The sequence below is a fragment of the Anaerobacillus sp. genome (assembly GCF_046314235.1).
Taxonomy (GTDB): domain Bacteria; phylum Bacillota; class Bacilli; order Bacillales; family Anaerobacillaceae; genus Anaerobacillus.
On record NZ_JBKBWN010000004.1, the window covers coordinates 262603 to 276404 of the forward strand.

The window sequence follows — 13802 nt, forward strand, 5'->3', positions numbered from 1 at the left end:
AATTGAGAAAGTTCTTACATAAAAAGGGTGTTGAGTTGTCATTAAAAGTTTATTTCGTTACAGCCCTCAGTTTTATGGCCCTAGGGCTATTTTCATCATTAATCATTGGTTTAATTATCCGAACAGCAGGTCAACAAATACCATACTTAGAATTTTTAGTTCCAATGGGACAATTGGCTATGGATTTCATGGGGCCAGCAATTGGTGTGGCAGTTGCTTATGGTCTAAAGGCACCTCGCCTTGTACTCTTTCCAGCAGTTGTGATTGGTGCAGCAGGTGCAGCTCTCGGAGGCCCAGCCGGAGCGTTCATAGCAACACTTTTTTCAACTGAAATTGGAAAACTTGTTTCAAAAGAAACACGATTAGATATTATTATTACCCCGTTTGTGACGATTGCAGCGGGCTATGCTGTAGCAACAACGATCGGTCCGGTCATAGCAAGTGGGATAGATTACTTTGGAGTGTTAATTATGTGGGCAGTAGATAGGCAGCCATTTGTAATGGGGATTTTAGTTGCGATGCTGATGGGGCTAGCTTTAACAGCACCAATTTCTAGTGCTGCCATTGCTTTTATGCTTGGTTTAGAAGGGATTGCTGCTGGTGCAGCAACGGTCGGTTGTGCTGCACAAATGATTGGGTTTGCTACTAGCAGTTACCGGGAAAATGGGATTTCAGGGTTCGTAGCTCTTGGTATCGGTACGTCTATGTTACAAGTCGGAAACATTGTAAGGAACCCAGCGATCCTCATACCACCAACTGTAGCAGGAATGATATTAGCACCATTTGCTACAATCGTTTTTAAAATGGTTAATAATCCAGCTGGAGCAGGTATGGGGACGAGTGGTTTTGTTGGACAAATTATGACTTTTACGGAAATGGGTTTCTCGTGGGAAGTGTTCTTTCCGGTGTTATTACTTCATTTTATTGGTCCAGCTGTGATAAGCTTATTTTTATCAGAAGTATTAAGAAAAGCTGGCCTTATAAAATTTGGTGATATGAAAATCGAACAGTGAACTATGCGAGTCCATTGTTCAAGTATAGGGCTCTAATGTACGATAAGGTAAAGTCAAAAAAATGGAGAAATGTTAGGGGGAATATATATGCAAACTCTCGAATCAAAAGAACTGTATTTTTCTAAAATTAAAGATGGACTTTCGGTCGTTATGTTTTCAGCTAATTGGTGTCCTGATTGCGTTGTAATTGAACCAGTCTTACCAGAAATCGAAGCGAACTTCTCTAATTTTACATTTTACTATGCAGACCGAGATACATTAATTGATCTTTGTAGTGAATTAGGTATTTTTGGAATCCCGAGCTTTATAACATATCAAGACGGGAACGAAATTGATCGTTTTGTTAGCAAAGACCGTAAATCAAAGGAAGAAATTGAGTTGTTTTTGCAAAGATCGTTAGAAAAAACAGGGGGCTTATAAAACATGAAGCCATTAGAAATTAAACGTGAGTTAGAAACAAGGTTACAAGCTCCCAATCGAAGGATTTCATATAATAGAGACGAGCAACAGCTAAGAATTGAAGATACAACTGTAAAAAAGGGAGTTACCCTCTCAATATCGAAGCTTGCTGCAAAATGGTCAGCCAAAAAAGAAGAAGCAATTGAGGAAGCTGTTCATTACGTTGAGTCAGCATTAGAAGCAATGGCAACACCAGTCACATTAAAGGGAAATGAAAAAAATATTTTCCCTGTCATTCGCTCAACATCATTTTCTACTCATTCAGGAGAAGATAAAGAACTTTTATTTGAAGAACATACAGCTGAAACAAGGATATATTATGCGATTGATAGAGGTGTAACATTTACGCTCCTTACGAAGGAAATGGTTGAGGATGCCCAGCTAGAGCATTCAAAAATAAAAGAAATGGCGTTATTTAACGTTCGATCTTTAAAAACAGATGCCAAAAAAGATGTAGTAGCTGGAAACACTTTTTACTTTATCAATCATAATGACGGCTATGATGCTAGTAAAATTTTGAATGATCAATTATTAAAGCAGTACGCAAAAATAGCCGAAGGTGAACTAGCTGTAGCAGTTCCTCACCAAGACGTTTTAATAATTGCAGACATTAAAAATGAAACTGGCTATGATGTTCTCGGCCAAATGGTGTTTTCATTTTTCTCTAGTGGACGAACGCCGATTACAGCATTACCATTTATCTTCGAAAATGGAAATTTTGAACCAGTGTTTATTCTTGCTCAAAGAAAACCAAAAGAATAAAAGCAAAAAGGTGAGTATCGAGACTCGCCTTTTTTGAATCCAATACCTGAATTTTATTAGCTAGGTAGATTCTCACAATCTCAAAACTTGTACAGAAAAAACTAGTGGTTTTTTCCTTTTTTGCGTTATTATTAAGTTAGCACAAGTGAATTTTTGAACTTTTGAATTAGATGGAAGAAATACATCATGCAAAACTATAATTCAAGATTCGACTTTCTACATTCAATATTATGGAAAAGGTGATTTTCATGTTTAACCGATTAAAAACTACATATAAAAAAGTTCACTCTTTTTTATTTGGGCAAGAAGAAGAGCATATACATACGCGAGATGAAAGAAAGCAGTATTATGGTCGCGTAAAGCAGGAAACTGAGGCAGAGGCGCGAATGATCCATCAATATCCAAAGCATGGGAAATTTCGTTTTCCTCTTGCTGTCGACGAAACTGATGTTGTTGAGCCTAAAAGAGAACGTTCCACAAATCGGAAAGTTAACAAAATAGTACCACAGAGACAAACTACAGCCAAACAACCGATCAATAAATTAAAACTAGAAACAAAAGAAGAGCAGTCTACGCCTAAGGTTGCTACTACGAAAATTCAAGAACGGAAAAAATTTCAGGGGGTGAACTTCAAAGCCCGTACGATTCCTTCACCGATTTACGCTTTCGATAAACCCCCTGAAACTATTAGGAGCGAACTAGCCGAGATAGAGGAAGTAATTGAAAGTAATAATGTGCAAAATGATTACTTTCAATTTGAAGAAGAGTTTGTTAGCCCAAACTGTAAGGTGACTAATGAAGAGAACGATGACCTAGAACTAGTTCTATATGAAGCGGTAGATGACGAGAGAGAAGAGATTGATTTTAGTTACGATACAACCGAAGTAAATAGTGAAAAAGTTAATGGAGAAGTGGTTGATAGGGAACTATTTGTCGCAAAGGTAGATAGCCAATCGCAAGAAGAAGAATTCGAAAGTCAGTTCGAGGCTGAAGATCATTCCGAGATAGAGATGGCACAATTAGAGGCTTCCACTGAAGTACTGTTAGAAGAAGAGTTAACCAATAATACTCACGAGGACTTTGTTGAGCTAGAAGAGTATGAAGAGTATGAAGAGGTAGTTGAGGAAATAACGAATGACCAAGATGAAGTAGTTGCAACTACTGAACAAGACAAGCTTGTCGACTTTAGTAGAGAAGAAGAGATGGCGGAAAAACGAGAAGAGCTTGAACAATTATCAGCTCCACTGAATACAATTAACTATGAAACTCCAAAAGTTGATGGCAATGAACCTAGGAAAACAGTCGTTCCGTTTAACGTTTTAATGTTTCATAAGGATCGTGTGGCCCAAAAGAAAAATGAGGTAAAGACACCACAGGTCAAAAGTTATCAATTTCCAACATTACAATTATTAAATATTCCCCCAAGGCAACCAGATAATAGTCATCAATGGTTAGAGGAAAAGCAAGAAATATTGGAGCAAACATTAGCAAATTTTAATGTTTTAGCAAAGGTTGTTGGTGTGACGAAAGGTCCTTCAGTTACTCGTTTTGAAATACAGCCGGACCCAGGAGTAAAGGTTAGTAAAGTAACTGGCTTAACGGACGATATTAAATTGAGTTTGGCAGCGAAAGATATTCGGATGGAGGCACCTATCCCAGGTAAGAATGCTATTGGCATTGAGGTGCCAAATGACGTAAGTGTTCCTGTAGTTATTAGAGAGATTTTACGAAGTAATGAGTTTCTAAAAGATCCTTCTCCACTTACAGTTGCTCTTGGGTTAGATATTGAAGGGAAGCCAATTGTTACTGATTTACAAAAGATGCCTCATGGATTAATTGCTGGTGCAACAGGTTCTGGAAAAAGTGTATGCATAAATTCTATTTTAATTAGTATTATGTTTAAGGCGACACCTGATGAAGTAAAGCTGCTACTTGTTGATCCAAAAATGGTTGAACTTGCTCCATATAATGATATTCCGCATCTAGTTACTCCAGTAATCACCGATGCAAAACAAGCAACAATTGCGTTGAAATGGGCAGTTGAGGAAATGGATCGCCGCTATGAGTTATTCGTACAAAATGGAGTTAGAGACATTAAACGATATAACGAGGTAATGAAAACAGATAATGATCCAAATCCGGCGATGCCATTTATTGTTATCATTATTGATGAACTTGCAGATTTGATGATGGTTTCACCACATGATGTTGAAGAAGCGATTTGTCGTATTGCTCAGAAAGCAAGAGCTTGCGGAATTCATTTGCTGTTAGCCACACAGAGACCATCAGTAGATGTGATTACAGGATTAATAAAAGCTAATATTCCAACGAGAATTGCTTTTTCCGTGTCATCACAAGCAGATTCTAGAACAATTATTGATTCGGGTGGTGCCGAAAGATTACTTGGAAAAGGTGATATGCTCTTGTTTGAAAACGGAGCATCTAAGCCAGTTCGTGTCCAAGGAAACTATGTCTCAGATGAAGAAATAGATAGAGTAATCGCTCTAGTAAAAGAGCAACGAAAGCCGAATTATTTATTTGATAAAGAACACCTAATTAAAACATTTGAAGCGGGTAGTGATCAAGAAGACGACCTGTTTGAAGAAGCTTGCTATTATGTATTAGAGCAAGGAGGCGCATCGTCATCTAGTTTACAACGGAGGTTTCGAATCGGTTTTAACCGAGCGGCAAGACTTATCGATATGATGGAAGCAAGGGGGATTATCTCTGAAGCGATGGGTTCTAAGCCGAGAAATGTCCTCGTTTCAGAAGAGGAGCTGTCTGATCGAATGTAAAAGAGTGACAGGTAAAAGTGAAGGGGAGAGTTACTTTAGCTAATCTCCAGACAAAAAAACTAGTAACATTCTTCCTCTTCGTTTACAATAGAATAAAATAAGGTATGTCTACTAAAAAACTATACCTTGTTTTCTTTAAAAAGGTTTAATATGATTTATATGTTAGTGTTTTTTTGGTAATAATTTAATAAGGGATGTACTGGTAAGAGAGAACCAATTTTTACTTTAAGTTACACAGTATTTGAGTCCAGCTATACCATACTTTTTATAAGGAGTGGTCACGATGCAAGAGATTCAATTATCAAGCTTAGTAAAATCTATTTCTCCTCAATGGCTTTCCTTATTGACGGAAGATGAACTGAACATGCTCATCGTATTAAAGCATGGATTTACCAATTTAAACGAATGTGACGTGAAAGAAATCATTGAAGCCGCAATACTAGAGCAACATAAAGGTGTTCTTCACTAAAATTTTCACAGTGCCTGTGCCAGGATGTTTGTCTGTCACAGGCATTCTAACATTCTTATAGAAACTCAGAACTCGTTCTAGAAAATAGTGTTTATTATAGAAAAAATATTTTCAAATTACAAGGGGTATTGGTATGAAAGAGATAAAACTTAAGGTAGAAGGAAAAATAAAAAGATTAACAAATAATACGTTTAAGTTTGACGAACGTGTTCGTGAAGGGTGGTTTTCAGCAGTATACTTTCTGAAAACGAGCGAAATCGTAGATCGTTTTAAGAAGGATAATGTTGTTACAATGCAATTTTTTCAGAAAACTGACGCTGTTCTGTGCGGGACTGATGAAGTTATCGCATTAGTTAAGACGTTTGCGAAAAATACGGACGAGCTTGAAATTCATTCTTTAAAAGATGGTGATAAAATTCAGCCGTTTGAAACGGTCTTAACAATTACCGGTCCGTATCAAAATTTCGGATATTTAGAAGGAATCATTGATGGTATCTTAGCTAGACGTACTTCTGTTGCGACGAATGTATACAATGTTGTTAAGGCAGCTAGTTTATCTGGGGTTAAAAAGCCTGTCATCTTTATGGGAGATCGTGATGATCATTTTACTCAGCAAGCTGGTGACGGATATGCAGCTTACATAGGAGGTTCGATTGCTCAAGCCACACATGCGATGAATGAATGGTGGGGGAAGAAAGGTATGGGGACGATGCCGCACGCCTTAATACAGTTGTTCGAAGGCGATGTCGTGGCAGCAACGAAAGCATATAAGGAAACCTTTCCAGAGGATGACCTTATGGCTCTTGTCGATTATAATAACGATGTTATTACCGATGCCCTTAAAGTAGCTAGAGAATTTGGCAGCGAGTTGAAAGGTGTTCGTATTGATACATCAAGAACGATGGTTGACCAATACTTTTTTAGAAATCCAGACGTTTTAGGATCTTTTGATCCTCGTGGAGCAAATCCAGAACTGATTTTTGCTCTTCGTAAAGCACTTGATGAAGAAGGCTTTCATCATGTGAAGATCATCGGATCAGGTGGCTTTGACGCAAAGCGTATTGCTGAATATGAAAAAAAGGGAGTACCTGTTGATATTTACGGTGTTGGTGGAAGTTTATTAAAGATCAATATCGGTTTTACAGGTGATAACGTTCTATTAAACGGAAAGCATCAGGCCAAAACAGGTCGTAAATATAGACCTAATCCTCGCCTAGAGAAAATAGATTAAATACCAACACACAAGTTTTTTATTAGCTTGTGTGTTTTTCTATTTGACGTCGATATTAATCCTAATAAAGGAAATTTCATAGTTGTGAAGAATAAATTTAAGAAGATTATAAATTAGAGGAGAGAAGTTTATGTTTCCGATGCTAGAAACAGAAAGGCTTGTATTAAGGGAAATAACTGAAGCCGACACGTCAGGAATTTTTGCTTGTTTTGCTAATGAAGAAGTAACTAAATATTATGGCCAGGAAACGTTAAAGAATGAAGAAGATGCAAAAGGATTTGTTACTTTTTTTGCACAGAGCTATCGCGATAAAAGAGGGATTAGATGGGGCATCGAGCTCAAAGATTCAAAAGAGTTTATTGGTACAGTTGGGTTTAATGCCTTGTCACTAAAGCATAAACGTGCAGAAATTGGCTATGAACTCCATCCGAACCATTGGCGAAAGGGCTATGCTACAGAGGTAATAACAAAAATACTTGATTATGGTTTCAATGATCTCGGATTAACTCGTATTGGTGCAGTAGTGTTTGTTGAAAATGTTGCATCGAACCAATTGCTTTTAAGCTTAGGGTTTGTAAAAGAAGGTGTATTAAAACAATACATGTATCAAAATGATATTGCCCATGATACATATGTTTATGGATTACTGAAAGAACAAGCGTAAGAAGAAACTGAGTAAGAAAAACTTGTATAATAGAAAAGAATCTTATATAGTAGTTCCAAGCTAATAATATTGATTATTTAAAGAGGTTTTTTTAATGAACTCTATAAAATTATTATTAATTTTTCTCTTAATTTTTCCCTTTTCTGTTTATGGAGAAGGAAATAATGATCACCTCTTAAGTATTCAGTATGCTGAAGATAAAAATGACGATTATGCTTTTCTTTCTTCAAATGAATGTAATGATCATGTAATTCACCTCATAAAGAGTTTTCAACTTCTAGCTTTAGAAAATTCTTTGAAAGGAGACTTTCTTTATTCTCCAATCTATTTAATTAAAAGGTTTGAATTATTAATGGTTATTAAATTTAATACGTCTTTTTATGCCCACTTCTTCTAGTTATTTTAGAAGAAAGGTGGGTTAACAATGAACAACGTTGAGAAAAAGAAGGATTCACAAGCACAGTTTTTTGTGAAAGAATCTTTAAATGGCTTATTTATGGGCTTACTCTTAATGGTTTTTGTATTTCTATTCGTTCATTTTGTTCTAGGAATAAAAGCTTTTTCATAGCGTATAGGCTGCCCGAGGGTGGCCTTTCTCCTTTTCAATTTTGCAAAAATAGCAGATAATATAAGAAAACATATCGTGACGAGGTACATAAATGGAACTAATTGAGATTTTATTATCATTACCGATTTGGGTAGATATCGGCGTTTCTTTGTTTATATTTATCTTTTTTCTAGTACTTAGAAAGCTGTTTACAAAATATGTATTTAAAATCATTTTAAAAATCGCAAAGAAGTCACCTACATCATTTTTTACAAATATCTTTATTGCTTTTGAAAAACCGTTAAGGTGGTTTTTTGTATTTCTAGGTTTATATTTAGCTATCGTTACTTTGCCTTATGAACATGGATATGAAGAGTTAATCATTCAAATCTATAGGACGTTAATCATTATCTTAATTACAACGGGCTTATATAATTTAACTGCTGCTTCGTCCTTTTTGTTTGAAAACATCGGGAACAGAATACATGTTGAAGTTGATAAAATATTAATACCTTTTCTATCAAAAGTATTGCGGTTTATTGTTGTTGCACTTAGTTTAAGTGTGATTGCCAGAGAGTGGGAGTTTGATATTAATGGATTTGTTGCTGGTTTAGGTTTAGGTGGACTTGCTTTAGCCTTTGCAGCTCAAGAAATGATTGAAGACTTTTTTGGGGGCTTTATTATTATGACTGAAAAACCTTTCACAAAAGGTGATTGGATTAAAACAAAAGATGTAGAGGGAATCGTAGAAGAAATCAATTTCCGTAGTACGAGAATTCGAGCATTCCGCCAAGCATTAGTAACAGTACCTAATTCTACTTTAGCAAATACAGCGATCTTAAATTGGTCAAAGATGGGTAAACGGCAAATAAGCTTTCATTTAGGTGTAACTTTAAATACCCCAAAAAACAAGTTACATACATTCATAAAAAAAATCGAAGAGTTATTAAGAAATCACCCTGAAATCGATCAAGAAACAATTTTCGTTCACTTCGATGGGTTTAATAAAAGTAGTCTTGATATTTTCTTATATTTTTTTACGAAGACGACAGTTTGGGGCGAATATTTAAAAGTAAAGGAGGATATTAATCTTAAGATCCTCGGTATTACCCAAACAGAAGGGATTTCGATTGCTTTTCCTTCAAGGAGTATATATATCGAATCAAAACCGAAGTCGAAAGAAGATACTACTGTTGAATTACAAAACTAAAAACTGAATAATTGCTCATTATTTTACCTTTCTTGGATAGAATATAAAAAAGTATAATAGCCGTTCGTAGTAATCTCACTGAAAAGTTTTAGGGCAGTATTGACCTAGAATTTACTTTCCCCATGGTGATGCAAAATAATTTCTGTTATAATAATTCAGGATGTGTTCAAAAAAATAACATTTATACATATTAGGCATATACTTAATTGAGGTAGTAAGTGACTTATCAAACAGTCATATAGTAATTACGTTCCTAAAATGTTTGGATGCATAGCAATATTGAATAGGTTATTACAGAAGTGTGGAGGTCCAACGTATGACAATCTACCATTTTATTGGAATTAAAGGGTCTGGAATGAGTGCACTTGCTCAAGTGTTACATGACATGAAGTTTAAAGTACAAGGTTCAGATATTGATAAAACTTTCTTTACACAGAAGCCTTTAGAAGAAAAAGGAATTGAAATTTTCTCGTTTGATAGAGGGAATATTCAAGAAGGGCAGACGCTTATTGCTTCTCCTGCTTATGGTGAAGATCATGAAGAAATTTCCGAAGCTCTTGAAAAATCGATGGATGTTCATAAGTATCCGTTATTTTTAGGGCAGTTTATTCAAAATTTTACGAGTGTAGCTGTCACAGGTTCTCATGGTAAAACCTCAACAACTGGCCTTTTATCGCACGTCTTAAGTGCGGCAAAGCCGACATCGTTCCTTATTGGTGACGGGACTGGAAAAGGTGAAGAAGATAGCGAATATTTTGTGTTTGAGGCTTGTGAGTATCGAAGGCATTTTCTGAACTATAAGCCAGACTATGCGATCATGACAAATATTGATTTTGATCATCCTGACTACTTTACAGATGTAAAAGACGTTTTTTCAGCTTTTCAGGAAATGGCGATGCAAGTAAAAAAAGCGATTATCGCTTGTGGCGATGATGAGCATCTCCAAAGTATTCAAGCTCAAGTTCCTGTAGTATTTTATGGTTTAGAAGACCATAACGATTTTCAAGGAAAAAATATTAAAGCAACAACTGAAGGAACTACGTTTGATGTATTTGTTCGAAATACGTTTTACGGGTCAATCACGATCCCAGGTTACGGTAACCATAATGTTAAAAATGCTTTAGCAGTGATTGCTTTATGCCATTATGAAGATGTTCCGCTCCAAATTATTTCAGATCAGCTTAAGTCATTCCCTGGTGTTAAGCGTCGTTTCAGTGAAAAATTTATTGGTGAGCAAGTATTAATCGATGATTACGCCCACCACCCAACTGAAATATCTGCAACGATTGAAGCGACAAAGCAAAAATATCCACAAAAAGAAGTTGTAGCTATTTTCCAACCTCACACATTTACAAGAACAAAAGCCTTTTTAGACGAATTTGCAGCTAGCTTGACTAAGGCAAATCAAGTTTATTTATGTGACATTTTTGCATCGGCAAGAGAAAATAGTGGAGTATTAACGATCCAAGACTTACAAAATTTAATTCCAAATGCCAAACTGATTCATGAGGAAGATATTGAAAAATTGAAACAACATCATTCAGGTGTTTTACTATTTATGGGTGCAGGTGACATTCAAAAATTTCAACAAGCATATGAAAATACACTATAAAAACAAAAGGTGGATGACAACAGTCATCCACCTTTCTCGTTAAGAAAATCAAAATCGTTATTGTTCTAGAGTACGAATGATAAATCTTACTTTAAGTTTTCAGGATTTAAACCTTGTAACTCATCAATAACAAATCGACCATCTTTTCGAATTAGAACATCATCAAAGTACATTTCACCGCCACCGTATTCCGGGCGTTGAATATAAACAATATCCCAATGGATCGATGATTGGTTATCGTTTGAAGCTTCATCATAACACTGACCAGGAGTGAAGTGGAAGCTTCCATCTATTTTTTCATCAAATAAAATGTCCTGCATCGGATGTTGAATGTAAGGATTAACACCAATAGCAAACTCGCCGATATAACGAGCGCCCTCATCAGTATCAAATATTTTATTTAATCGATCCGTATCGTTAGCGGTTGCCTCAATGATTTTACCATCTTTAAACGTCAACTTAATATTTTCAAAAGTGAAACCTTGATAAGGTGATGGGGTGTTATAAGTAATCGTTCCATTCACTGAGTTTTTAACTGGAGCTGTGTAAACCTCACCATCAGGAATATTCATTTCCCCAGCACATTTAATAGAAGGGATATCTTTTATTGAAAAAGATAAATCAGTACCATTACCAGTGATACGGACTTTATCTGTTTTATCCATCAACTCTACTAATGCATCCATTGCTTTATCCATCTTGCCATAATCTAAATTACAGACGTTAAAATAGAAGTCTTCAAACGCCTCTGTGCTCATACCAGCTAACTGAGCCATTGATGCGCTTGGATACCGGAGCACAACCCATTTTGTTTTTGGAACACGGATTTCTCTATGTACTTTTGTTCCAACTGTTTTTCCATGAAGCGCCATCTTTTCAGATGGAACATCTGAAAGTTCATTAATGTTATCTCCAGCTCGTAAGCCAATGTAGGCATCCATTTTTTTCATCACATTTGCTTCGAATTCTGCGATAAGATTTAGTTGTTCTTCATTTGCATCAAGTAATAATGCACGGTCGACTTCATGATCTTTAAGAGAGACAAAAGGGTTTCCACCTGCTTTATAAGCTTCGGCAACTAGGGCTTTTACAAGTTCCTTCTGAAGACCGAAGTTTTCAATTAAAACATTTTCACCTTTTTGTAGTCTTACAGAGTAATTAATTAAATTTTTTGCTAATATTTGAATTCTTGGGTCACGCATATAGTTCCTCCTAAAATAATTAATTCGAGTCTAAAAATAGTTTAACCTTTCTTTATATATTTCGTCTAATTTAATCAATTATTTTTTCGGTTTTATTTAAAGGGAATGTGGATGCTTTGTAGAATAGGTAAAGTAATGCTAAAATTAAGTAGGGATTTCTGAATGGGAATATTAAGCATCTAAACTATACCTAAATAGTTTCATCCATATAAAAAAGGGGTATATGAAATAGAACAATTTGAATTTCACCAAGGGGGTGTAAAAATGGAAATCATTTTATATTTAAGTGTAGCCCTAGTGGCAATTGCATTTGCGGTTTTAGTCATTTACATTGCGAAAACATTAACAGCGGTCCAAAAAACGCTGCTTAATGTTGCTAATACAATGGAAGGGTTAAATAAACAAATGGACGGGCTCACAAGAGAAACGACAGAATTACTACATAAAACTAATCAATTAGCTGATGATATCCAAGAAAAATCAAAATCACTAAATACTGTCTTTGACTCTGTGAAAGAACTTGGCGGTTCATTAAGTGGATTAAATCGTTCGATTCGCAAAGTTAGTGATACTGTCGCAAAAACAACAGAGCAACAAAGTGATAACATAGCTCAAACCGTCCAATGGGGCAATGTCATTATTGATCTATATTCAAAGTGGAAAGCGAAAAAGGAATTTGAGCAAAAAAATCAGGTCTAGATGTCCATCTGTGCTTGTTAGGCATTTGTACATACACCATTTGCCTATGTTTGAATAAATATTATTATATAAGGGAGGAAGAAGAAATGAGTAATGATAACAATATGAATACAAAAGATTTTTTAATTGGTGCTTTAGTAGGCGGATTGGTAGGAGCTGCTTCAGCTTTATTACTAGCCCCTAAAACAGGAAAAGAATTAAGAGAAGAACTAAACAACCAAGCGTTAACTGCGAAGGAAAAAACATCTGGTCTAACTCAAACTGCACTTGAAAAAGGTTCGCAATATGCGAGTTTAGCAAAGGAAAAATCTTCGACAATAGCTAAAACTGTATCAGAACAATCTTCCCATTTAGTAGGACGCGTGAAAGAATTAACAGAAAGTGTAAGGAAAGATGTAGAGGAGCTTAGTCAATCTGCTGATGATCTTACTGCAGATTTTGAAGAAGCTGGGATTGAGATTGCCAATACAGTTAAAAAAGAAGTAGCAGAGCTTCATGAGGCAGTATTAGAAGAACAGGCTAGTGATGAGGAAACAGCTTCCTCAAAAGCCTAAGAGAATAAAAAAATTACAGCATAAGGGCTTCCCTAAATGATTATGGGGGGAGCCTTTATTTTGTCCTTTTAAAAAGAATAGTTAAGGGTAATAGCACTAGTGGTAAGTAAAAAAAAAATTAAATATATAAAAAGGGGTTAATGTTATGTCACTGGAGAAATTAACAAGTTTTCAGGAACTCGAACAACTACTAAAAGATAAGGATAAGGTACTATTTCTAAAAAATAGTACGACTTGCCCTGTCAGTCATGAGGCTTTTCGCCAATATGAAAAATTTGCAGATGAACTAGAAGAGTCTATTTATTATTTGAACGTTCAGGAATCAAGACCTTTCTCTAATGAAATTGCAGAAAGGTTTGCAATTAAGCACGAAAGTCCCCAAGTATTACTCTTTAATAATGACAATGTAGCTTGGCATACATCGCATTGGAATATTACTTATAAAAATTTAAAAGAAAAGTTTTAACTAAAGGTAGGCCACCTACCATTTCATACTGAAAAAAGAGGTTGTTCCATAAGTGATAGCTCACCCTGTTTAGGCACGATACTAGTATTGTTCTTAAGTAGAACTCTACGTATCGTGCC

15 protein-coding genes are annotated in these 13802 nt (G+C 35.6%); 14 read left to right on the top strand and 1 reads right to left on the bottom strand.

The features are described from left to right. The first annotated feature begins 2 nt into the window (after positions 1 to 2). The 11 genes from ACK4M9_RS07355 to murC all read left to right on the top strand — a co-directional run bounded on the left by ACK4M9_RS07355 (position 3) and on the right by murC (position 10762). Entirely contained in the window at positions 3 to 1013 is a 1011-nt protein-coding gene (locus ACK4M9_RS07355) for a PTS sugar transporter subunit IIC (RefSeq protein WP_409848957.1), read from the top strand. An 87-nt stretch (positions 1014 to 1100) separates the two neighbouring features. Then, positions 1101 to 1433 (top strand): thioredoxin family protein, encoded by a 333-nt coding sequence (locus ACK4M9_RS07360; protein WP_409848958.1) that lies wholly within the window; start codon positions 1101 to 1103, stop codon positions 1431 to 1433. Between the two features lie 3 nt (positions 1434 to 1436). Then, a complete protein-coding gene (locus ACK4M9_RS07365) occupies positions 1437 to 2234 on the top strand; it encodes a DUF1444 domain-containing protein (RefSeq protein ID WP_409848959.1) in 798 nt (265 codons plus the stop codon). A 248-nt stretch (positions 2235 to 2482) separates the two neighbouring features. Beyond that, positions 2483 to 5029: a DNA translocase FtsK gene (locus ACK4M9_RS07370; RefSeq protein WP_409848960.1), complete on the top strand. Its 2547-nt coding sequence runs from the start codon at positions 2483 to 2485 to the stop codon at positions 5027 to 5029. Positions 5030 to 5312: 283 nt separating this feature from the next. Next, positions 5313 to 5498: a hypothetical protein gene (locus ACK4M9_RS07375; protein ID WP_409848961.1), complete on the top strand. Its 186-nt coding sequence runs from the start codon at positions 5313 to 5315 to the stop codon at positions 5496 to 5498. 133 nt (positions 5499 to 5631) lie between these two features. After that, positions 5632 to 6729 (top strand): nicotinate phosphoribosyltransferase, encoded by a 1098-nt coding sequence (locus ACK4M9_RS07380; RefSeq protein WP_409848962.1) that lies wholly within the window; start codon positions 5632 to 5634, stop codon positions 6727 to 6729. 130 nt (positions 6730 to 6859) lie between these two features. Continuing rightward, on the top strand, positions 6860 to 7393 hold the full coding sequence (locus tag ACK4M9_RS07385) for a GNAT family N-acetyltransferase (protein ID WP_409848963.1): 534 nt from the start codon (positions 6860 to 6862) through the stop codon (positions 7391 to 7393). A 94-nt stretch (positions 7394 to 7487) separates the two neighbouring features. Then, positions 7488 to 7790: a hypothetical protein gene (locus ACK4M9_RS07390; RefSeq protein ID WP_409848964.1), complete on the top strand. Its 303-nt coding sequence runs from the start codon at positions 7488 to 7490 to the stop codon at positions 7788 to 7790. Positions 7791 to 7817: 27 nt separating this feature from the next. Continuing rightward, positions 7818 to 7961, top strand: coding sequence for a hypothetical protein (locus ACK4M9_RS07395; protein ID WP_409848965.1), 144 nt, complete (start codon positions 7818 to 7820; stop codon positions 7959 to 7961). 91 nt (positions 7962 to 8052) lie between these two features. Then, entirely contained in the window at positions 8053 to 9150 is a 1098-nt protein-coding gene (locus ACK4M9_RS07400; protein WP_409848966.1) for a mechanosensitive ion channel family protein, read from the top strand. Positions 9151 to 9466: 316 nt separating this feature from the next. Then, positions 9467 to 10762, top strand: a complete 1296-nt coding sequence (murC, locus tag ACK4M9_RS07405; protein WP_409848967.1) for a UDP-N-acetylmuramate--L-alanine ligase — start codon at positions 9467 to 9469, stop codon at positions 10760 to 10762. Between the two features lie 86 nt (positions 10763 to 10848). Here the strand turns inward: murC and ACK4M9_RS07410 are convergent, their stop codons facing one another. Then, complete coding sequence (locus ACK4M9_RS07410; protein WP_409848968.1) at positions 10849 to 11964, bottom strand: aminopeptidase; 1116 nt, start codon at positions 11962 to 11964, stop codon at positions 10849 to 10851. Positions 11965 to 12228: 264 nt separating this feature from the next. Here ACK4M9_RS07410 and ACK4M9_RS07415 point away from each other — a divergent pair, with 264 nt between their 5' ends. The 3 genes from ACK4M9_RS07415 to ytxJ all read left to right on the top strand — a co-directional run bounded on the left by ACK4M9_RS07415 (position 12229) and on the right by ytxJ (position 13683). After that, positions 12229 to 12663, top strand: a complete 435-nt coding sequence (locus tag ACK4M9_RS07415) for a DUF948 domain-containing protein (protein ID WP_409848969.1) — start codon at positions 12229 to 12231, stop codon at positions 12661 to 12663. Positions 12664 to 12749: 86 nt separating this feature from the next. After that, positions 12750 to 13217, top strand: a complete 468-nt coding sequence (locus ACK4M9_RS07420; protein ID WP_409848970.1) for a YtxH domain-containing protein — start codon at positions 12750 to 12752, stop codon at positions 13215 to 13217. A 145-nt stretch (positions 13218 to 13362) separates the two neighbouring features. Further along, positions 13363 to 13683, top strand: coding sequence for a bacillithiol system redox-active protein YtxJ (gene ytxJ / locus ACK4M9_RS07425; RefSeq protein WP_409848971.1), 321 nt, complete (start codon positions 13363 to 13365; stop codon positions 13681 to 13683). Positions 13684 to 13802 lie beyond the last annotated feature (119 nt).

What these genes read in the sequence shown, in the direction of transcription:
- ACK4M9_RS07360 (WP_409848958.1), top strand. Translation starts at nt 1,101, where the DNA reads ATGCAAACTCTCGAATCAAAAGAACTGTATTTTTCTAAAATTAAAGAT.
- ACK4M9_RS07365 (WP_409848959.1), top strand. Translation starts at nt 1,437, where the DNA reads ATGAAGCCATTAGAAATTAAACGTGAGTTAGAAACAAGGTTACAAGCT.
- ACK4M9_RS07370 (WP_409848960.1), top strand. Translation starts at nt 2,483, where the DNA reads ATGTTTAACCGATTAAAAACTACATATAAAAAAGTTCACTCTTTTTTA.
- ACK4M9_RS07375 (WP_409848961.1), top strand. Translation starts at nt 5,313, where the DNA reads ATGCAAGAGATTCAATTATCAAGCTTAGTAAAATCTATTTCTCCTCAA.
- ACK4M9_RS07380 (WP_409848962.1), top strand. Translation starts at nt 5,632, where the DNA reads ATGAAAGAGATAAAACTTAAGGTAGAAGGAAAAATAAAAAGATTAACA.
- ACK4M9_RS07385 (WP_409848963.1), top strand. Translation starts at nt 6,860, where the DNA reads ATGTTTCCGATGCTAGAAACAGAAAGGCTTGTATTAAGGGAAATAACT.
- ACK4M9_RS07390 (WP_409848964.1), top strand. Translation starts at nt 7,488, where the DNA reads ATGAACTCTATAAAATTATTATTAATTTTTCTCTTAATTTTTCCCTTT.
- ACK4M9_RS07395 (WP_409848965.1), top strand. Translation starts at nt 7,818, where the DNA reads ATGAACAACGTTGAGAAAAAGAAGGATTCACAAGCACAGTTTTTTGTG.
- ACK4M9_RS07400 (WP_409848966.1), top strand. Translation starts at nt 8,053, where the DNA reads ATGGAACTAATTGAGATTTTATTATCATTACCGATTTGGGTAGATATC.
- murC (WP_409848967.1), top strand. Translation starts at nt 9,467, where the DNA reads ATGACAATCTACCATTTTATTGGAATTAAAGGGTCTGGAATGAGTGCA.
- ACK4M9_RS07410 (WP_409848968.1), bottom strand. Translation starts at nt 11,964, where the DNA reads ATGCGTGACCCAAGAATTCAAATATTAGCAAAAAATTTAATTAATTAC.
- ACK4M9_RS07415 (WP_409848969.1), top strand. Translation starts at nt 12,229, where the DNA reads ATGGAAATCATTTTATATTTAAGTGTAGCCCTAGTGGCAATTGCATTT.
- ACK4M9_RS07420 (WP_409848970.1), top strand. Translation starts at nt 12,750, where the DNA reads ATGAGTAATGATAACAATATGAATACAAAAGATTTTTTAATTGGTGCT.
- ytxJ (WP_409848971.1), top strand. Translation starts at nt 13,363, where the DNA reads ATGTCACTGGAGAAATTAACAAGTTTTCAGGAACTCGAACAACTACTA.